At 59.6% G+C, this 20,283-nt stretch carries 19 protein-coding genes; 7 read left to right on the forward strand and 12 right to left on the reverse strand.

Annotated features, from left to right (window positions below; all coding sequences use genetic code 11):
* Positions 1-35: 35 nt before the first annotated feature.
* Positions 36-371, forward strand: a complete 336-nt coding sequence (locus tag AC0L3O_RS30080) for a hypothetical protein (protein WP_473535348.1) — start codon at positions 36-38, stop codon at positions 369-371.
* A gap of 348 nt (positions 372-719) precedes the next feature.
* Positions 720-1,265: a group I truncated hemoglobin gene (locus AC0L3O_RS30085; RefSeq protein WP_473535349.1), complete on the forward strand. Its 546-nt coding sequence runs from the start codon at positions 720-722 to the stop codon at positions 1,263-1,265.
* Positions 1,266-1,350: 85 nt separating this feature from the next.
* Here the strand turns inward: AC0L3O_RS30085 and AC0L3O_RS30090 are convergent, their stop codons facing one another.
* From AC0L3O_RS30090 to AC0L3O_RS30105, 4 genes are all read right to left on the reverse strand, one after another.
* Positions 1,351-2,190, reverse strand: coding sequence for an ATP-dependent DNA ligase (locus AC0L3O_RS30090; protein WP_473617423.1), 840 nt, complete (start codon positions 2,188-2,190; stop codon positions 1,351-1,353).
* 263 nt (positions 2,191-2,453) lie between these two features.
* Complete coding sequence (locus AC0L3O_RS30095; RefSeq protein WP_473535352.1) at positions 2,454-2,642, reverse strand: hypothetical protein; 189 nt, start codon at positions 2,640-2,642, stop codon at positions 2,454-2,456.
* Positions 2,643-2,650: 8 nt separating this feature from the next.
* Positions 2,651-2,833 (reverse strand): hypothetical protein, encoded by a 183-nt coding sequence (locus AC0L3O_RS30100; protein ID WP_473535353.1) that lies wholly within the window; start codon positions 2,831-2,833, stop codon positions 2,651-2,653.
* Positions 2,830-3,411 carry a hypothetical protein gene (locus AC0L3O_RS30105; RefSeq protein WP_473535354.1) on the reverse strand — a complete coding sequence of 194 codons (582 nt, stop codon included), beginning with the start codon at positions 3,409-3,411 and terminating at the stop codon, positions 2,830-2,832. Before AC0L3O_RS30105 ends, AC0L3O_RS30100 begins: the two co-directional genes overlap by 4 nt.
* Positions 3,412-3,783: 372 nt before the next feature.
* On the opposite strand from AC0L3O_RS30105, the gene AC0L3O_RS30110 reads away from it, so the two are divergent.
* On the forward strand, positions 3,784-4,101 hold the full coding sequence (locus tag AC0L3O_RS30110; protein WP_473535355.1) for a hypothetical protein: 318 nt from the start codon (positions 3,784-3,786) through the stop codon (positions 4,099-4,101).
* Here the strand turns inward: AC0L3O_RS30110 and AC0L3O_RS30115 are convergent.
* A complete protein-coding gene (locus AC0L3O_RS30115) occupies positions 4,098-5,081 on the reverse strand; it encodes an ATP-binding protein (RefSeq protein ID WP_473535356.1) in 984 nt (327 codons plus the stop codon). The two genes, AC0L3O_RS30110 and AC0L3O_RS30115, sit on opposite strands and share 4 nt — an antisense overlap.
* Before the next feature lie 417 nt (positions 5,082-5,498).
* The gene (locus tag AC0L3O_RS30120; protein ID WP_473617425.1) at positions 5,499-6,431 is read right to left on the reverse strand and encodes an alpha/beta hydrolase family protein; all 933 of its coding nucleotides are present in this window, start codon (positions 6,429-6,431) and stop codon (positions 5,499-5,501) included.
* Positions 6,432-6,567: 136 nt separating this feature from the next.
* Here AC0L3O_RS30120 and AC0L3O_RS30125 point away from each other — a divergent pair, with 136 nt between their 5' ends.
* On the forward strand, positions 6,568-7,632 hold the full coding sequence (locus tag AC0L3O_RS30125) for a DUF2332 domain-containing protein (protein WP_473535358.1): 1,065 nt from the start codon (positions 6,568-6,570) through the stop codon (positions 7,630-7,632).
* 58 nt (positions 7,633-7,690) lie between these two features.
* On the opposite strand, the gene AC0L3O_RS30130 is transcribed toward AC0L3O_RS30125, so the two are convergent.
* From AC0L3O_RS30130 to AC0L3O_RS30145, 4 genes are all read right to left on the reverse strand, one after another.
* Complete coding sequence (locus AC0L3O_RS30130) at positions 7,691-9,403, reverse strand: GNAT family N-acetyltransferase (protein WP_473617426.1); 1,713 nt, start codon at positions 9,401-9,403, stop codon at positions 7,691-7,693.
* Positions 9,404-9,454: 51 nt separating this feature from the next.
* On the reverse strand, positions 9,455-10,459 hold the full coding sequence (locus AC0L3O_RS30135; protein ID WP_473535360.1) for a D-alanine--D-alanine ligase family protein: 1,005 nt from the start codon (positions 10,457-10,459) through the stop codon (positions 9,455-9,457).
* Between the two features lie 193 nt (positions 10,460-10,652).
* A complete protein-coding gene (locus AC0L3O_RS30140; RefSeq protein WP_473617428.1) occupies positions 10,653-11,717 on the reverse strand; it encodes a glycoside hydrolase family 88 protein in 1,065 nt (354 codons plus the stop codon).
* 182 nt (positions 11,718-11,899) lie between these two features.
* A complete protein-coding gene (locus tag AC0L3O_RS30145) occupies positions 11,900-12,304 on the reverse strand; it encodes a hypothetical protein (protein ID WP_473617429.1) in 405 nt (134 codons plus the stop codon).
* Positions 12,305-12,844: 540 nt separating this feature from the next.
* Here AC0L3O_RS30145 and AC0L3O_RS30150 point away from each other — a divergent pair.
* On the forward strand, positions 12,845-13,324 hold the full coding sequence (locus AC0L3O_RS30150) for a transglutaminase-like cysteine peptidase (protein WP_084647033.1): 480 nt from the start codon (positions 12,845-12,847) through the stop codon (positions 13,322-13,324).
* Between the two features lie 214 nt (positions 13,325-13,538).
* On the opposite strand, the gene AC0L3O_RS30155 is transcribed toward AC0L3O_RS30150, so the two are convergent.
* Together AC0L3O_RS30155 and AC0L3O_RS30160 are read right to left on the reverse strand one after the other, a co-directional pair.
* Positions 13,539-14,021, reverse strand: coding sequence for a hypothetical protein (locus tag AC0L3O_RS30155; RefSeq protein WP_287068788.1), 483 nt, complete (start codon positions 14,019-14,021; stop codon positions 13,539-13,541).
* Between the two features lie 8 nt (positions 14,022-14,029).
* Positions 14,030-14,740, reverse strand: coding sequence for a helix-turn-helix transcriptional regulator (locus AC0L3O_RS30160; RefSeq protein WP_473533954.1), 711 nt, complete (start codon positions 14,738-14,740; stop codon positions 14,030-14,032).
* A 661-nt stretch (positions 14,741-15,401) separates the two neighbouring features.
* On the opposite strand from AC0L3O_RS30160, the gene AC0L3O_RS30165 reads away from it, so the two are divergent.
* Together AC0L3O_RS30165 and AC0L3O_RS30170 are read left to right on the forward strand one after the other, a co-directional pair.
* Positions 15,402-17,477: a hypothetical protein gene (locus AC0L3O_RS30165; protein ID WP_473533955.1), complete on the forward strand. Its 2,076-nt coding sequence runs from the start codon at positions 15,402-15,404 to the stop codon at positions 17,475-17,477.
* A 147-nt stretch (positions 17,478-17,624) separates the two neighbouring features.
* A complete protein-coding gene (locus AC0L3O_RS30170; protein WP_473534267.1) occupies positions 17,625-19,625 on the forward strand; it encodes a type I secretion protein in 2,001 nt (666 codons plus the stop codon).
* Positions 19,626-20,283: the final 658 nt, after the last annotated feature.

Here is a 20,283-nt window from a genome sequence, read left to right on the forward strand (position 1 = left end):
TGGACATGACGAGACTCCCATGATGAGCCATTTGGTTGACAAACTCGCATGTCGCAGGGCAGCTGTGCAATGGCGGCTCCAAATCGGAATTCCCGACTGGGGCAAGACAGGATGGAAACCGATGCCCGCAACACCAGTGGAAGGCCTTCCGAGAAGAACTAAGCCAGCAGCTTGAAGAAGAGCGCCGGTTTATCGCCAACGCCGAAGCAGGGAAAACCGGCACTTGGACCGTTGAGCCGGGCAAGGGAAAAGTCGACACCACCGCCGCTCATGTGGAGATATCGGCGATCTCCGTTGAAGGGTTCGCCGCAACGGGGAGGAATATAATCCTGATTTTGATGATAAGGGCAAGCGGATGGTCGCAGCTCTGAGCGAAACAGCCCGCGACAGTCGCGCTAGGTTCTCTTGAGGTTGAGCGGCAGGCATTTTAGGCCGCCTAGGGAGGGAACAGGGAGACCTGTTTCGGTATCTCGAAAACCGCCATGGGATACGAAACAACGCACGGCGCAACGCTCTGGTCATAAGTGCGGCCGCGCCAATCGCCCCTCACCTAATGGTCATGGCTCTCGTCCAATGGAATGCGGTCGATCGGAATAATTCCGCCGGGTGGCTCGTTAGTCCCATAGAGCATGCCGGATACGGCAAAGTATCCGATGTCACTTCAACGAAGCTGCCAGACAGGCTGCTGCCGCTCTGGCTCAACTCGAAGGAGACCAGAGATGAAAACGGTTGTTTCGACCTCTTTCACAAGACGAAGCGTCGTCGCCGGGCTGGCCGTCGCCCCGATGGCTTTGGCGGCGGAGGATAATACCTCCGCGCAGGCCAACCAAACCACGCCTGAGAACAGTCTGTACGAGCGGCTGGGAGGCGTCTTCGCCATCGCAGCGGTGGTGGATCACTTCAGCGACGCCATCGTGAAGAACCCCATCGTCGGCCAGACGTCCGAGAACCCGCAGCTGCGCGAATGGCACACCAAGAACCTTGGAAGGCTGCCCGGCCTCAAGTTCATGCGCACGCTGTGGGTCTGCGACGTTTCTGGCGGGCCCTTCAAGTTTGTGGCCACCAAGCCCGGCACGACGCACCTTGGCCTTGAGGAAGCCCACCGGGATCTCCGGATCTCACCCGCGGAATTTGATGAGGTCGCAGCGGAACTCGGGCGGACCCTGGACCACTTCAAGGTTCCGAAGCCCGAGAAAACCGAGGTCCTGGCAGCTTTCGCCGCCCACAAAGATGAGGTCACCGCCGGCTTCGTCAAGCAGGGCTGAAGCGCCTTAGGGTCGACTCAATCAACCTACCGCAAGTGCGGCTGCTTAAGGGTCAACAAAACGAGATTCAGATCGAAGCGGAAGCTCACTCGTCATCCCAGAAATCCTGCAGCGAGGCGTGCCGAAGATCTTCCTCGCCCCTTAGATGCTTTACGCGGGCTTTGATCCCCGGCTTGACCCACTGTGTTGCTGGCCGCTGTGGCATGTCCTTGGGCGGTGGCCCGGCATGCTCCTGGACCCTTTTCCAAAGCCGTTCCCGCATCTCGCGGTTGACGCTCACGAACGCACTGCCGACATATTTCCGGGTGCCTGGGTCAGCCATCAGAGCAAACGCCGGCTTGCCCCTCTCGCGTTCAACTCCGAGAAGCTCGAACTCGCTTTCTGTGAAGGATTTTGTATTCAGCCAATTGGTGGTCGGGCCGCTGCGATATTTGCTATCCCGACGCTTCGATACCATCCCCTCCAGTCCGGCCGCGTCGATCAGATGATAGATCGCGTTGGCTTCGCCCGGCATCGTCTCGCTGAACTGGATGCGGCTGTCGGACCCTATGAGGCCAGCCAGGATTTCCCGCCGGTCCTCCAGCGCCATGTCGCGCAAGTCGTGGCCGTTGAGGTGCAGGAGATCGAAGGCGACGAAATAGAGGTCGTGCTGGCGCCTGGTGATTGCCTTGCGCAGCGCGGCAAAATCCGAAAGGCCAGCCTCATTTAAGACGACGACCTCGCCGTCGATGATGGCATTCTCGACGTCCAGCGTTCGCGCCGCCGCAGCTAGGTCGCGGTATCTGGAGGTCCAGTCGAGTCCGCGGCGGGTGAAAATCCGAGCGCCGCCGGCGTCGATGATGATCTGGGAGCGGTAGCCGTCAAACTTGGCTTCATGCATCCAGTCATCGCCTTGGGGCGGCTTGGCGACCAAGGTAGGCATCATCGGAGGAATGAACTCAAGCCGGCCGGGTCCGGCACGCACTGGTTTACGCACGGAATCGAGTCTAGGCCCGTCCCATCTGGTGGCCAGGGGAACGGAACATGATCATTTACTAAATTAGCAATTCTGCATGAAACGGCTTATTATTCGTCCAAGCCGGCGGACACCCCCAAACCCCGTCGGTTAGGCCCAGCGGCCACCCACCCAAACTCCCAACTGGCTGCTGGGCCGCCCCATCTCAGCGAGGAAGCATGGACGGCCAAGCTTCAAACGATAGGCGCGAGAATCGCGTCAGGGCCGAGGCCAAGAGCCGTGACGAGCAGGATGGCGTCCGGGTCGTCGCAGTAGACCTCGGGTCGATCGGGAGCAAACCAGCGGGCGAAATAGACCGGGTTTTGCGTCAAGGCGGCGTAGGCCTCGGGCATCTTGCCAGCGTCGATTATCCTCGCCTGCACGACCCATTTCAGAACTGTCTGACGACGTGGCGGCGTTGGCTCTGGGCCGGTGAAATTCTTACCATCGAATGAAAAGCCGGCGAAAACATCGTCGGGAACCTTTTCCATCCCGGCTCTGGGCTGCCTTCGAAATAGGGCAGATCGTACGCGATCGAATCCACCACGCCTTCAATGATGCGGGCGTATTTCATGTCGTCCTCCAGAAATTGACGCGGGTGTAGACCTCAGTCCCATAGCTGCCAGCCAATCCGAACCCGGAGGCTTGGGTGGTCAGGCATTGGTGTTCGACGCGGTAGGCTTTCCCGGCAACAACAGCGGCCCCGCCAAACGATCGGGTCGACGTGTCACCGGCGCCGGAGCAACGTTCAACCGTCCCGGCCCCAGCCACCGTGCTGTCAGTGACGTTGTAGAAGCGTGTTTGGTGAATGCCCACGTTGCTTGCTGGGGCTGACCACTCGACCCAGCCGGCCACAGTCGGCGTGAACTGGTTTGCCGCAATGGAGACAATCGCGGACGCGTCGCGCACCTCAGTATTCAGGTCGCGCGCGCGCCAAGCACCGGAAGTGAAAGCCCCCCATCCGTCCCGGAGGATTTCTGATCTATCGTCGACATAGCTGCGAGCAAGGGTTCGAAGTGCATCGGCAAAACTTGGCGGAGGGCCCTCACCGATTTTGAGGAGCGAATGGAGTTCCTTGCGCTCATGCGGCGCTAGGAAGGGAGCGAAGGAGCGGGATCGATCCTGAGCAAAATGACCCTTTCGCTCCGACATTCCGTTCGAATCCCCCTTGCCCTGTCTCACTTCGCGCCAACCCTGCTCATGCCAAAAATGCCCATCGTGCGCTAGTGGGCCGAGCGCTTATTCATCTGTGCTGCCAAGTATTTGAGGCGCGTCAGTGATGCCAGTGCGTGTGAGCACATCTGACCAATCCTCAAGCAAGCATTCATAGTCGGACCGGCGACGGCCTCCTGACGAACTGGCGCGATTGATGTTTTGGCCCACGAGCGCCCGAAGCGCTCGAGAGGTCTCGATTTTTGAAGCCGTTCCGTTGAAAAGCGGATGTCTGTCGCTCGGACGGAGATCAAGGCTGACGCCGTCTCGGGTCAACAGCGGAACCGTCCGCACGGGTCGATGGCTCGGCACTTGAACCAATCGCTTGGATATCTGTTCCAGGCCCGTCGGGTCCTGGCGCTGACCGCCGACACTGCGTCGTTCCAGTTTTGCCGATCGGACTTTCCCGCGGAGTTGCTCGATCGCCTTAGGCAAGCCGGCTTCGCGGAGCGCGTGCCAAACAGCAGTAGATACGGAAACCTGCTGCTTGGTCGTGGTGACGCCGAACATCTCGTCGAGCGAAGCGGAGAACTCCACCTCGACACGGATGTAACGGTCGTTGTTGATGAATACTGTCCAGGGCACGCGCGACTGAACGTCGATGATCCGCCCATTCCGGCTGAAGATTAACCCATGATAGTCCTTGAGGATCGGAAAGCGGCGTTCGCATTGAGGCCCACGGCGTCGCGTGTCTTGTCTATCGCGCCAAAGCTCGGCGGAAGCCACGCGTAACGGAGGGATATCTGGCCCTCCTGGCCAGGTGCAGCAGGATTGCGGACCTTGATATCTATCCGGTCGAGCGACTGGGCACGGTCTTCGTCGAGCAAGAAGAACTCGCATTCGGGGGTCAAGAACAGAGGATCAATGGGAAGAACGCGATGACCATCAACATGGATCGCAGTCTCCTTGGCCAACTTATGATAGGTCACTCCGAAATGTCGGACGAGGTTGATTCGCATACCCAACGTGGTGGCCCAATCAAGACGGTCGAGCTTCTCGATGACCACGATTGTTCCAGAATGCCATCCCTCAGGGAAAGTCCGTCTGAGATACTCGTTGATGAAGGCCGGGAGTCTTGCTCGTCGAGCCGAGGGAAGCGCGACATCCCCGGCGGAATTGCGATACTTCCCAGCGTCTAAGGCATCGAGATCCAATGTGACGGCGAAGTGTTGGCCCCCTGCCACCTTGGAAACGATCGTGAAACGTCGTCCGATGCTGACCGCTGAACTGGGCAAGCCATAGCCGTAGCGGCCCAGACCAGCGCGATCATTCTCACGATGGGTCCCGCCCCACATCATCGCAAGCCTGAGCATTTCGGGCGCCATCCCGTGCCCATCATCGACGACCGCTGGTTGGGATGGCTTCTTGAGCGAGACGCTTCCGTCATAGCCGAAAACGAGGTCGACGCGCTGGGAGTAGGCCTGAATGGAATTGTCGATTAGTTCAGCGATGGCGTCGACATTGCTGCGATAGCCGATATGTCGGATGCCGTGGACAAAGGCCTCTGGAATTGTGAGACCGATTTGGCTTTGTCGGTGCTTCAGGTCCGCGTATTTGCGTTGAGCAATCAGCACCGTTTCTGCCGCGTTGATCCCATCAACTCCCGCCACCAACACTCCTCCCGAGGTCAAGTGCAACTGCATACAGGTCATAGCATATTATCAATAGTGCGACACATACGGTGGACCTCACCCGGAACGGCGAAGGAAAACTTCGCGAGCATGTCCTGGATTGTGCACTTTACGCAAACCGCCCACACATCCGGCGAAGTTAGGTGACCGAAAATACAGGTTCGCCAGGGCCAGCGCACCCATTATTCAAGAATATTAAAAGAATGCGCGAGGTCCAAATAGGGTCGTGTAACCCGCGGCTTCGGATGGTATCGCCACTAAATTCGTGCCAGATTGTGAATCCACAACCTACCGGCCCTCCCCTGTCGCAACTTGCGCAGAAAACCGCACACTCCCCATCCTGCCACGTCGGATCCAGGTCGAATAACTGTCGGTGACCGCTGGCGGACTTTCCCGCTATTTCCATTCAAACCTGTCGGTCGGCTCAAGGCTGGATTGAAACTTTTGGCGAAGCGCCGCCAGAGCCGCTGTTTTCCCATTCAGGTAGGCATCGAAGAGCAGCACTGCTGCGTCTTGTACAACGCGCGTGTAGCGGGTCTCCTCCTCGGGGCCGTGGGCGTGTGGTCCGTGCTTCAGGCCGGAAAACGCATTGTGGCCAGCACCGTCGAGAACGAGCAGATATTGATGAGGGATGGTCAGCGCTGCGTAAGGGAGGGTCCGCTGTATCGGATCGAATTCCTTGTTGCCGGGCACCGCATTGCCATCTTTCGTGCCGGTGATGTGAAAGAGCGGGATGCTGATATCGCGGTAAAGGGCGGCCAAGTCGCCGCCCTGGATGGGTATGTTCGGGCTCATGACCAGGCCAGCGCGAATTCCTGGCTCCTTGAACGACCACTGCCCGCCCGGACCCATTCTCTGCCCTGCGGCAACCATCGTCGAGACGCCTCCATAAGAGTGTCCGGCCATGCCGATGCGTGTCAAATCCAGGCGGCCGGCGAGCCGCCCCTCGCCGTTCATGCGCGCAAGCTCGCGCAGGGCAAAGGGCACGTCCTGAAATCGCGCGCGCGCCGCATTGGCGTCCCACATGGCTTCACGAAGAATGCGGTAGACTTCCGCAAGAGAGTTTGCCTGTTGCCATATCGAACTGTCCGTCCCGGTATGCTGCAGGTGCACCGCCACGTAGCCGCTTTGCGCCAGGCGCCGCCCGAGGTAAGGCATCGCCTCGCGCGATCCGCCAATGCCATGCGACACAAGGATCACCGGGGAAGCGCCAGAGAGGGGAGCTGGGGCATAAAGCCGGTACGGCACGGAACGGCTGCGCGATTCGTCGCGGAAAGCGCCATCAATGACAGTATATCCCGAAGGTGAATCGTCCACGCTTTCGTTCATCCGCCAGCCTCTCAGGAATGTATGCTCGAAAGCCTCTATTGTTCGCCCGGTTCCTTGACCCGCTGGGCCGAAAGCATTAAGGCAATTACAGGTGGAATCCACATCCAAGACATCTATTGCCCGCTAGGTTCCTGCTATGGTGGTGTTTGAAACAAGCGCTCACTATTACCGCTTCTTTGCCAACGAGTCTCGTCGTGGCGGCTCCCCCCTCTATGAAAAGCTGTCGCTCGGGATTGCGGACAATGTCGCGCTGCAGCGCCTGGCGGCAGGGCGCAGGAAGGGCCAGCCGGCGGCGAACCTTGTCTTCGGCGCGGTACAGTATCTCCTGCTTGGCGGCGTCGATCATCCTCTCAAGGATTATTATCCGAGTCTGGGCGGAACGCGGCCGGCCGACGATCGCGCATTCGAACTTTTCGCCGCTTTTTGCGGTGCTCACGAAGCCGAGCTTGTCGACATCATCGCCAAGCGCGCCACCAACACCAACGAGGCTGGCCGCAGCGCGCTGCTGCTGCCCGCATTCGATCTGGTTGCGCGCGAAGCCGCCGCTCCGCTTGGCCTCGTCGAGATCGGATCCAGCGCCGGCCTGAACCTGAACTTCGACAGCTATGGATATCGGTATACGGACGGGAAAGGCGCTCCGAAGCTGGAGCGGTGGACCGATGCGGATTTTGTCCTTTCCTGCATCCTTGAAGGGCCTGGCTTGCCTGTTTTGGGGACGTTCCCGCCCCCCGTTTCATCGAGGATCGGCCTCGAACTTTATCCGACCGATGTTCGGGATGAAAATGAACGCCGGTGGCTCAAGGCGCTTGTCTGGCCCGAGCGCATTGACCGGCTTACAAAACTGGATGGCGCCTTGAAGGTCGCCGCCGCGCATCCGCCCCGGATCAAAGGCGGCGACGCCGTGTTGAACCTGAGCTCTGCACTGGCGGAGATTCCGCCTTATCAAGCCCGGTGCGTGTATCACACGATAATGGGCTATCAGCTTTCCGGCGATCAACACCGACGCATAAACGATATCCTGTTGGAGGCGAGCAAGACGGCGCCGGTCTGGCGCGTCACCGTGGAAGGCGAGGTCGCACACCCCAACCCCACTGAGACGTTCAATCCTCTCAAGGTCAGCAGATACTTCAATGGCGAGCGCAGGGTAAAAACGCTCGCGGTCTGCGATCCGCATGGGCTATCGATGGAGTGGAAAGGTTAGCAGGTCGACGGTTTATCCGGCCATTCCTGTCCTTGACCAGATGCAAACGCGATGCGCATTACTCTAAGGTGTCCACATCATCGGCGATGGACAAACGATCGCGCGGCAGGGGCACACGCAACTGGTTGCGATTGGATAAGGCCTTGGCAAAGTCCGGTTTGAGCGTCAGCGCCTCGTCAAAGCTGGCGAGTGCTTCATCAATGCGCCCCAACGCCCGCAACGTCACCCCCCGATTGTTCATTGCCTGCACGAAATCGGGTTTCACCCCGATGGCTTTCTCGTAGCACGCGAGAGCCTCGTCATACCGTTTCAGGCCGCGCAAGGCATGCCCCCTGTTGTTGTACGCAGCTGCGGCTTTCGGATTGATCTCAGTGGCGCGAGCCAGGTAGGTGTCCGCTGCCTGATACCGACCGGCCTGAAGACATAGAACGCCCAACAGATAATTAGCGTCGTAATGCCGGGGACTTGCTGCCAGTACCTGCAGATAAATCCTCTGGGCATCCAAAAATTGCTTGCTCCGATGGCATTGCAGCGCACGCGCAAATTGCTCCTCAATACGCCTAGCCGCCACAAGCTCGTCCAGAAGCCGGCGCGCCTCCAGATTGCTCAGTTCAGTTTCGAGCACCTGCCTGCAGCCGCGCTCGGCCAGATGGAACTTCCCCTCCTGACGCAGCTTTCGCACCGACGAAATCACCGAAGGAAGGCTTCTTCGATCCAGCCTGTTCCCGCGGCTGTTGGTGGAGTCGATCCGGACACCCTCTACAAGCCGCTCCTTCGATCCGAAACTGTACTTGTACGAAAAATCTCCAGTGCCAAGGTCGTAGGTCCTGAGGCCGTTTTGAATTGCCCAACGGATGCTGTAGGCGTGAAGCACCAAGCCCGGTGGAGGCTTCCGAATTGCGAGATTGCGGCTGACGAGGAAACAGACGAGTGAACGCTTCGACCTGTCGATAAACGTAATGTGCACTCCTAATGGAGTATCGCCTTTCCACAATACGGGCGCGAACAGCACACCCGCCTTGTGGCACTCAAGTAACATATGGCGGCAGTTGGCAATAACACCCTGAGCATAGACGCGGCTTTTGGCCTCCCACTGCGCAAGCCAAAGTTGATAGAAAACCTCCAGGTCGCTTTGGATTGTCTCGAAGTCTGCCAAACTTACCCGGTATTCTCCGCTATTTTCGACCTGACGAAGAAAATGGCGGACATCACGACGGGTTTTCGAGCCAAGGTTGCGATCCAGGAATTCGTCCCAATCGGCTGGCAAATCGACATACATATAGATGTCATGATTTATGTTTTCGCCTGTTCGGGTGGTATGGCGACGTCGTTCAATCTTTTCTTTCACAAAATCGTTGTCAGAAAAGCTTCCAAGCAGCATTTGACGGCGCCTGGCCGATATCGAAATGTCGTCGCAGTGTAACGTTGTCCAATTCAGCGCCTGCAGGCGATCGGCGAACAATGAAACGACTTGCTCTTCGAATTCGGGAACGCAGATGAAGCCCGTATAGGTGGCGAAATACGAGCCGGCCATCCTTATGCTGCTATAAAACCCCGTCTGCTCATCAAGCCCGGTGACGAGTTGCAAAGGGAAGAAGGCGACATACTCGTTCGACCCGGGAGACCGCGCGGCCAAAATCACCCAACCTGGGCGTCGCAGCCAATTCGACATCCATGGCCACGACAGGAAGAAGTTCGCCTCCGGATCGGAGTCATATATCCGGTCCCAATTCTCTCTCAGCGGCTCCAACGCTTCGAATTTGTCGACCATATCGATTTGCATGCGCTGACCATCACTGAAGTGCCTTATCGAGCGTTGCGGTTATCTTTGCCGCCTTCTCTGACGCCTGAGACTGTGCGTCAAAACATGTCCCACCAGTTCTTCATACTTGATCCCATGCAGGGCGGCCGAACGATAGACCGCCGAGGCCGGCGCCATATTGCAGGCGATGTTCACTTCGATGAAAACGGTCCGCCGCGTGTCGGGATCATAACGGAAGTCGAAGCGGGCATAGTCGAATGGCGACATCTCGGCCACCATTCGTGCGGTTGCCTCCGAAACCTCTTCGGCTCCCGGTCCGTCGTAAGGAGCGGACTTGTAGGAACTGTTGAGCCCTCGCTTTGCTTCATTGGTCAGAACATTGTCGCCAGGGCGGCCGCTCTCCTCGAAGACCGCCAATGAACCCGGGGGGAAGCCCTCGACAATTGGAACCGTCAGATTGAGGCCCGGCACAAACTCTTCTGCAATGAATTCACGGCCGCCGTGACGCGGATCCGAGATGGTTGTCAGCGCATCCCGCCAATCCGCTTCATTCTCGACCTTTACAATTGCGTCGGAAGCGATACCCCCTCGCGGCTTGACAATCCACGAACCGGGCAGGCTGAACTTGTCATTGCTGACCTCACCGGGCTGCATGATCCTGTGCTTGGCGACATCGAGCCCCAGCGAAGCAGCCAGTTGCTTGGCCAATACCTTGTCTTCCGAGACCGCCCGGCTTGACGCCGATGCGCCGAGACACGGGACGCCACGATAGGCCGCGATTGCCGGCGCCAGGAGCTCGTGACCATCGAATATCGCATGCGAGTGAATGGCATAGAGGAAATCGAAGTCGAGAGGCCCGAACAGCACCTCGTGCTCGCTCGCCGGCGTGACCCTGAAACCCAGCCCGCGTAGCGTTTCGAGCATGATGGCATGGTAGACGACGTGGTAGCCGTACTTGGCCCTGCGCTCCGGGCTGGAGTCGAGGGCATGACGCGCCAAAAACAGCACATGGGTTTGCGCCAGCTCTTCCGGCGATGGGGTCAACAGGTATTCCAACGTCGGCATTTATGAGCCTGATGTGTTCAAAACGCTTTCCATGCTTGCATCATGGCTTGAGCCGGTCAAGCAGAACCACGGGCAATATTTTGGGTGGCGTTGAAGGTCGAAATGGTACAGATCCAGACTGGGATGCTGGCCGCACTGCCCGGTGAAGAAACGCAGGAGCAGTTCGGGGCTCCCGGCTGTCCTTTGACGGGAGTCAAAGCCCCAGCTCGAATGTAGAAGCCTGCTTGCTTCCGAGAAAATTCCACAAGGCCTGGATAGCGTCTATCGTATGCTGGGCATTGTCTATGCGAGCCCACCTATTTTTCTCTGCATTGGTCCTGATGGCTCCTCGGTACGCATAAAAAGGAAGAGAAGATTCATCCAGTTTTTCTCTATACTGCAAGGATGCGATGTTTTTCAACGAGAGCATAATAGCGTCAAGGTATCGCCCTGCCCTCACCTCATCCCCTGTCCGCAGCGCCATCTCGAATGCATAAACCAGCCCCTCGGTATAAACTCCGTCCGAGGACGCGTGCGGAAGGCCGTACTGAGGGGTTGCTGGATTGAAGAATCGTCCAATCCTGTACGACCGGTCCTGAAGTTCAAGCAATTTGTCGTTCAGAGTAAACACCGCCTCGGCGAATTTATCGGCTTTCGTCAACTCATATAGATGCCGATAAGCGATGGTGTGCCAAGGCACGTATGCCGGGTAATAATTATCTGCGATATTGCGGACATATTCCTCTAAATAGAATTCTGCACTGCGCGCCGCTTCGTCGAAATAACGGGTCAATCCAGTCCGGATATAATATTCGAGCAAAGCAACCAGTGCTTCCCCTGAGTAAAATGTTAAGAGGTATTTTGCGTCGAAGGAATAATTCGGCTCCTTTAGCCAAGGGCGAAAGGACCCGTCTGCATTCTGGAGCGCAAGGATGCCCTCCGCGGCCGCACTGGCCTTTGACTGGAACTGTTCAAAATGAGGGCTTGCCGCGAATGTGCGAAGCAGCATCGCATTTGCCCCGAGCTTTGACTTGCCATCATATTCAATATAACCAATACCACCCTCCTCCCGATACCATGTATTCATGATGAATGACAAATTCCGGCGATGAACAGGGCGAAGCGAGAGATTTCCTACGCTCATTTCCGCCAACGTGCGCGATGACATAAGCTGTCTTAGTTCATTGTTTTTTTCAGATTTCTCGCCCGTATACGGATTGATACTGTAGGTAAACAGGCCCTTTTTTCCAATATTGCGGATTATCCAGGCTTCCGCCAAGTCTCGGATCCTTGCCATCTCCTCCGGCAGCGACACGACCGTCCGTCGTTCGGGAGGCCGTTCGGCCCGATGAGAGCTCCTCTTTGGCATGAGGCGTTTGGAGGTTTGAATCCGGTGGGCGGACATGGTTTCGCCGAGATCGATCGAGTTTTGGCTGTATCCCAAACAGAAAGTGAGCGTCTTTAGACGCTCACCTTCGCGATTATCGAGCGAATATCTGGTGGGTCGTTAGCCGCCGCTGCCGCCGCCACCGCTGCCGCCGCCACCGCCGCTGCCGCCACTGCCGCCGCTACCACCGCTGCCGCCGCTACCACCGCTGCCACCGTCGCCGCCGCTGCCGCCGTCGCCGCCGCTGCCGCCGTCGCCGCCGCTGCCACCATTGCCGCCGCTGCCACCATTGCCGCCGCTGCCACCACCGCCGCCGCCGCCGCCACCGCCGCCGCCGTCACCATCGCCGTCACCATCGCCGTCACCATCGCCGTCACCATCGCCGTCGCCGTCGCCGTCACCATCGCCGTCACCATCGCCGTCGCCGTCACCGTCGCCGCCATTGCCGCCATTGCCGCCGCCGCTGCCGCCGTCACCATCGCCGCCATCGTTCAAGGCGGCGGTGATAAGGGCCGTGGTAACCGGCGGGCACATGTCGATTTGCGCGGCGGAAAGAATGCTGGTGCGGTTGGCTGCAATACAGCAAAGCGCGAAATTGGCTTCAGTGAGAGGTTGGCACTGTGCAGCCGCAAGCCGAGGACGTTGACTCTGCTGTGCGGTTGCCGGTGTGATCATTGCCACCGTGAAGGCAGCGGATGAAAGGAGCAGTATTCTTAGAATCGTGCTTGAGACGTCAGGGTACAGGTGCATTTTCTTCCTCCTTGAGGGAAAAAAAGGCGCTCCCGTCCCCTTTGGTTGCGCGAAGAGTCAATATTACCGACCATCGGTAACACTTTGTTAAGTATGGCAAACAATTTGTTCCTGCGCAATCGCGATTCTCAGGATTGATTTACCAACCCCCATAAGGATTATGACGACCCACCAAAAGGGGACACTCAGTGATTCGTTCAGCGGCGCTTCTCGCGGCGGCCATTTTGTTGGCCGGCTGCAGCAATCAAACAACTGGAACAGCAACGAAGATGGCCACGCAAGGCTACGCCTTTGCACCGGCCGCCTTCTACAAATTCTGCGCCAGCGATCCGGCGCTGTGCAGCACCCGCGGCAAGGTCAAAGCGGTCGAACTCACGCCGAGGCTGGAAGCGGAACTTGCGAGCGTGAACAAGTCGGTCAATCGCCGCATCAAGGAGAGAGGCGACAGAGACTCCGCAGGCCGAGCCGACGTCTGGGGCTTGCCGACCGGCGAAGGCGATTGCGAGGATTTCGCCATCCTCAAGAAAGCCGAGTTGTTGAAACGCGGGTGGCCCGCATCCGCCATGTTGCTGACCGTTGCAACGCTTGGCGGCGCAGGTCATACGGTCCTGACGGTGCGGACGAACCAGGGCGATCTGGTGCTGGACAACAGGACGGGCGCGATCAGGAATTGGTCACGGACGTCGTACCGTTATTTTGCTCGGCAGTCCCAGTCCGAAAACGGCAAGTGGACGCGGATAAGAACCTGACACCCGTGCCTTGATCGCCCCGCGTCGATTTCACTCGCCGATTTTCCCGGGGCGCAAACCAGGTCTATCTTCGATCTGGCGTCCTCAGCCCGGCGGTTGGCCGCGACCGTCACCAGTTCCAGTTCTGCGCGATAATGCGTCCACGCAGACGTCACGGCGGCCCGATCGTGGCCTAGTCAACCTCGATGCGCGCGTCACAGGACAGCGACAGCGTTCAATGCGGAAAGGAATGGCTTTCGACGACCCGCCAAATATCCTTGTTGATTGCGCTGATCGCCTGGATGGAGGCGCTGATCCGCTTCATCTCGGAATCGTCGAGCTCCTCGATCTTCCCATATTTGATTGCATCCTTGCTGTCGAAGATGCGCATGAGTTGCGTGCTCGCATGCGTTCCCGTTTCGTCGAACGAATAGATGCAGTGGCTGTATTTGTTGCGCAGCTTTCCCTGCCGGGTAAGCTGGCTGGCGATCTCCAGGACCTGGCGTCGGCATTCAACCGGTGTTCCCGCCATCTTCGCCAACCGCTCGACCAACTCGATCCGTGCACGCGTGGTGTTCAGCGTCAGGAAAATGACGATCGCAGTCTCCTTGTCTACTTTCGCCAGACCGGCAATCAGGTAAATCAGCAAGCTTTCTGTGTTGGTCCATGTGTAGTTCAATTGACCAACAAGCAGTAAAATCTCCTGGAAGCGTGGCATCGACCTGCTCACGTGAGAGTTGAGATCACCGGGCGATCCGCACCGGGAACCATTCCAGCGGCCGCAACCCGTCTGGCATGAAAAAGGGCTGCGGCTTCAGTCCTGTTGTGGGCGCCCAGCTTGTTGATGATGTTGTGCATGTGAATTTTGACGGTGTGTTCGGAAAGGCGAAGTGCGGCGGCTATGGTTTTGTTCTGAAGTCCCTGCGACGCCATCTCCAGGATCTGAATCTCTCGACATGTCAGTTGGCCAGACTCCTCGAGTGCGGCTTGCCGTTTGATGGCGGGCTTCGCTTCCTTCGCGTCGCTATGCGGCATGCCGTTGTTCAGGTACGGCTGAAACATGGCCAAGGGAAAATACTCGCCTCCGCGCAGCATGAGCCTGATCACGGAAAGCCACACATCCAGCTTCAGGTTCATGGGAAGCACGCCTCGCACCACTCGCGACGCAAAGACCTCATCGGGGGAAAGCGGCCTCCTGCCGTCGTCCTGCATCACAGCGGTCATGGCTGCCGGGTGGAAGCGGGCCAGCTGGGCGGAACAGGAATCGATCTCGCTCAGAAACACCGCATCGATCAGAATGAGGGAAACCGAAGGATCGAACGCAGCCCAGGTGGCGGACAGGTCGCGAACGCGCTCAGCCCCGATCCACGGGAATTCCCTTTCGACGGCATGCACCAGGCTATCGGAGATCGTGTCGTCAGGGGCGATGAACAGCAAGGTTCGTCGGGCCCAGGATTCTCTATCGGCTGTATCAGCTCGACCTCGTCCGCTCGCCTCCACCCCATCCACCCCATTCATGGCCCACCCCGTTACTAACACTCGCTAAAGGCCGGGAACCCCTAACCCGGACGACACACGTTAACGACTTCCTAACTCAAAAATAGGCGAAAAAATATAGTCCTGACGAGCTAGGCAATTGCTAGCGCAACCCGTGCTGGCAGCGGCGCGGCGCGCAACTGTCCGCCATTCACGATTGCTGCCGACCTAGTCACCGTCCAGGATTTAACCCTTCATGGCGAGCAGTTCGTCCCAAACGGGCTAGCTCCAACTATCAGCTTACAATTTACGGCTGACGGTCACAGACTTCCAATGTTCCGAATTGGGAGCTTGGGGAACATCCAGAGAGTCACGAGAGCAGCGAGCGACCGCACCGTTGGGCGGCGCAGGCGGAAACTCGTGCGCAACCTGGCTGCCTCGCTCCCCCGTCAAAGGGAGGTGACGCCATACAAACAGACGATGACCGGATCTCCGGCCTTAGTCCCCTAGGCGCAGGCGATCCAAAACCAACCACATGAAAACTTAACGGCCGCGAGCAGCCCAAGACCACGTCAGATTGAATGTGGTTCGGTTGTCGCGGCCTCTAACCGAGGGAACGACAATGACTACTCGCAACAGCAATAACTCCAACACCGGTTGGCAGTTCATCGGCGATGTCTCCGATGACGACACCACAATCGATATCGGAGGTGGCGATGCCAAGAGCGACGCCAGCGCCGACGCCAAATCCGACGCCAGCGCCGACGCCAAATCCGATGCCGATGCAAAATCCACCGCGGATTCCAAGAGCGACGCTGACGCCACCGGCGTCGGCGTAGGTGTGGGTGTCGGAGCAGGTATCGGCATTGGCGACGCTACGGCCAATTCGACCAGCAACAACACCAACAATAACGGCAATAACAATAGCAATTCGAGCAGCAACAACAATAACAACAACAACACCAACACCAACAACGTTAACACCAATGTTAACGCCAGTGTTAGCGCCAGCGCGACGTCGGACGGAAAGCAGGACGACGATTTCGCTGACCTCGACGACGTGAATGTCGGCCTCGGCGGCGTCATGATGTTCAGCCGCGACGGCGACATCAGCTTCGATCCGGGCGATGACGTTAGCTTCTCGGACGTCCTGAACGGCGCGTTTGCCGGGGCTGGCAATGGCCACAGCGCCACCATCATCAACCAGACCGGCGACATGAAGGACAACGACTATCTCGGCAGCGCGACGGTCCAGAATAACGGCTACTTCGGCAACAAGGGCGACGCCAAGGGTGGTTACGCCAAGTCCGAGGAAGGCATTGATGCCGGCGGCGACGGCGGCCATGCTGGCGATTCGGTCGCTTTCGGTGGCTTCGGCGCCAAGGGCGGCGATGCCGATACCGGCAGCGCCAAGGGCGGCGATGCCAAGGGCGGCGGTGTGGCGGTGAGCGTGCCGATTGTCGTCGGCTCCGCTGACGCCAAATCAGACGGTGGCAGCGCTTATGGCGGCGACGCCGTGCCGATCGCGGTTAGCGGCGACGCCAAGGGCGGCGACGCGACCGGCGTGGCTGTCGGCGCAGGCCTCGGCGGTGACGGCAAGGGCGGCGACGGCGACAGCGGCGAAGCCTATGGCGGCTACAGCGGCGACGCCAAGGGCGGCGACGGCGGCGACGGCGTCGGGCTCGGTCTGGGCCTCGGCCTGGGCGTCGGCGTCGGCGGCGACTCCAAGGCCGACGGCGGCGATTCCGACGCCAAGGGCGGCGATGCTGGCGCGCTTGGCTTTGCCGACGCCAAGGGCGGCGACGGCGGGTCCGGCGGCAATGGCGGCAACGGCGGCAACTCGACCGCGGTACCTGTCGCCCTGGCGCTGATGGACGATGCCGAGGCTGGCAGCGACAACGATCCCTGGGGTGGGAACAAAAGCAATGACAACGTCGCCGTAGCTATCCCGATCGCCGCGAATGGCGACACCGATGCCGGTAACACCGGTGGTGGCGGCGGCGGCGGCGGCGGCGGCGGTGGCGGCGGCGCGAATGCCGGCAACTTCGCCGATGTCGATGGCGGTGCTGCAAGCTCGATTGGCGGCGGCGCAGGCTCGACCGGCGGCGCTGGCTCGGGTTCCGGCTCCGGCACTGGCTCTGGCTCTGGCGTCGGTGGCGCCGGCGGCGGCGCGACTAGCGGTGCGGGTGGGGCTGGCACGAGCGGCGACGCAACCGGCGGTGCCGGCAGCGGCGGAGCCGGCAGCGGCGTGGCGAGCAACATCAACACCGGTGGCGCAGCCACCAGCGGTGCGGCCACGGCCGGCGACGCGACTGGCGGCGATGCGACCGGCGGCGCTTCGACGGCGACCGGTGGAACGGGCGCAGTTGCTCTCAGCGGCGCTTGGGCTGACGGAGCGGACGGTGGCTATGCCTGGAGCGGCGACGCCACCGGCGGTGCTGGTGGCAACGGCGGCGCAGCGACTGCGACCGGCGGCGCGGCTGGCGATGGCGGCGGCGGCGGCAGCTGGGGGTCGAATATCGGCCACGACCAGCACATTGAAGCCATAAGCCAGGCCAACGCCAATGGCACCATCGACATGAACGGCTTCAACCAGCAGATCGTGATGGGCGCCAACCTGCAAGGCCACTCGGTCGACATGACTGTAGTGGGCGGCAACCTCACCAGCTCGGTGGTTGGCGAAGACGACGCGACATAACTGGCGTGGCCGGTCTCGCCGAGCGAGACCTGCAAAAAAAGGGGCTGCGCGGGGGAAAACCCCGCGCAGTCTTCCCAACCAGAGAAGAGAAGCGCGACCCGGCAAGGGCGCGGATGATCTCGAAAACCGGAGGAAACTTCCGTGTATATGGACAAGATCACCGAGGCGATCAGCCACTTTGTGGGACTCTTTGAAATCACACTGGAGCAAGCCCGTCTCAGGAAAGCCTATGACGAATTCAAGGCGGCCCAGGCGGTCGAGGAAGAAACGCCGGAGCTTGTCAGTCAAACGGTCAACGTCGACGCAGGATACGATCTGGAGGATTTCGTTCCCTCCATCGAGTATTCGCCAGTTCCACCCAAACTTGTCCTGACGACACCCTGGTCGGATTTCCAATTCGTTCCTCCAGACATCCCCGCGATCCCGCAGCCGGACGTCGCCTATCCAGGTTTCCTGTTCCACCCGGACGCGCCGCCGATGGGGAGTGCGCCTTCACGCCTGATCCTGCCCCAGATCGAGCCCCCTGGCTCGGTGGCGGTCTTTGTCAATCAGGAGCTTCGGCTCTCCGATAACGACTATGTAGGCGCTGGCGGACATGGCCTGAAATTCTCTCCCGCAGCAGCGGACCATGCTGCCGAAATGGCGACCTTGCTGGGCGCGGCGGCGGATCTGTCGCCGATCGACGATCTGGAAATGCCGGGTTCGTCCGAGGAGATAGTGGCTGTCATCAAGACAGCCGGCGAACGGCTCAACGGCTATGCGGAGGAAACGGATGGCGAAGCCGATGTTTTCGTCGTCAAGGCCGACGTCATCGAAGGCACTTACGTCAATGGGCAGTCCGTCGACGAAGCGCCCAAGCTCGACGATCACCTCCCGGAGAAGCACCGTCGAGCCGATGAGGAAGAGGACGAGGAAGAAGAGGCCGAGCAACCCTCCTACACGCCTGGGTCCGGCAGCATCGACATCGATGTTTCGGTCGAGCTGGAAGCCGGCGGCAATCTCCTCGTCAACAGCGTGGCGATGGCCAACAATTGGCTGCAGTCGCCGGTTTGCGCGGTGATGGGCGACCATGTCGAACTCAACGCGATCATTCAGATCAATGTCGCGTGCGACAGCGACCTCGTCAGTTCCTCCATCAACGGTTGGGGCCTGAACGCCACCGATCCGACCCAAGGCTTCAATATCGCGATGTTCAAGCGCATCGATCCGTCGGCGGAAGCTGCGGCGTCGCAGGCCAAGCAGGGTGACTTTCCCAAGCACTGGGTTGTCACCGAGGTCGAAGGCGACCTGCTCATCATGAACTGGATCCAGCAATACGCCTTCATGATGGACAATGACGTTTCCGTCCTGTCGTCATCGGGAGTCAAGACGCTGGTGACAGCCGGCGGCAACACGGCGGCTAACGACATTTCGCTGGACGAACTGGGCTTCAATTACGACCTGATCGTCGTCGGCGGAAGCATTTATGACGCCAACATCATCCATCAGTTGAACGTGCTCCTGGACAACGACCTGATCGGCGCGGTCGATGGTTTCCAGACAACCGGCGAAGGCGCGGCCTCCACCAGCGACAATCTGCTTTGGAATCAGGCCAACATCGTCAATTACGGCGCCGGCGATCGCTTCGAGGCGATGTCTGAAGCTTATCGCAAGGCGTGTGAAAGCCTGCAGAACGGCAAGGGTGACGTTTCCGACATACTGAACGATGGCGCATTCGCGGGCATCGGCGCGATCCGGGTGCTCTACATCTCCGGCGACATCCTCAATCTGCAATACGTCAAACAGACCACCATTCTTGGTGACAGCGATCAGGTGGCGCTGGCCATGAATGCGCTGGGGCATCCGGAGGCGGACTGGACAATTTCGACGGGAACCAACTCGCTGGTCAATTATGCCTACATTGCCGACGTGGATTCCACCGGCAAGACCTATGTCGGCGGCGGCATCTATTCGGACGAGATCCTCATCCAGGCGGAGCTGATTTCCACCGGCCCCGATCTCGGCGGCCAGAATCCCGACGTGCTGGTGAATGAAGCGGTCGCTTTCCTCGATGACGACATGCTGGCGCCGGAAGCCTCTCAAAACGTGGCGTATCCCTCGCTCGTGCCTGAGACCTATTCCGATCCGATGCAAAGCGTTCTCGCGTGATTTTCGAACCGGGGTGGCAGCAATGACCGAAGATCGCGATCAAACCGGGCGCGCTTTCGCCCAGGAACCAGAATGGGATCGGCCGGATGACGGCGACGAAGCAGTCGGGCGAAGCGCCGCCGAACCGATCGCACAGTCTTTGTTTCGTCACAGCAGGGCGGTCGATCGTTCGGTGGAAAAACTGGACGATGTCGTTGCCGAATTGTGGCGCATAGTGGACGCCCGGCCAGCCGAAACGCCGACATCGCTTCGCGACGCGACGCCAGCCAAGGTCACCGAACAAGCGCGCCCTTCAACCGCGCCTTTACCTGGTGATAGAAGCGCTCAGCAACGCGAGGTGCAACCTCCCTCCCCGCAAGCAAAAGCGCCTTCGGCTCCGTCGCCAGCCACGCCCACTGCTCCAGCCGCAGACAGCATGAGAAGGCCCGACCCCATCCGGCCACCGAGCCCTCGGATCTCCGAGTTGGCACAGCGCGCCGTAGCGCCAATGGAAGAACCGGCGCGCAGGCCCGGGCCGGAAATACTGGAACGGAAGACGCCGAACGCACCGAAGGACCCACCCGCCAAGCAGGACCAGCCGAGCGCGCGAGGAGGCGAGCCGCCCACTCAGGAGATCCGGCCACCAAGCCCTCGGATCTCCGAGCCGGCCCAGCGCGCC

This window comes from Mesorhizobium sp. WSM4810 (assembly GCF_055811235.1).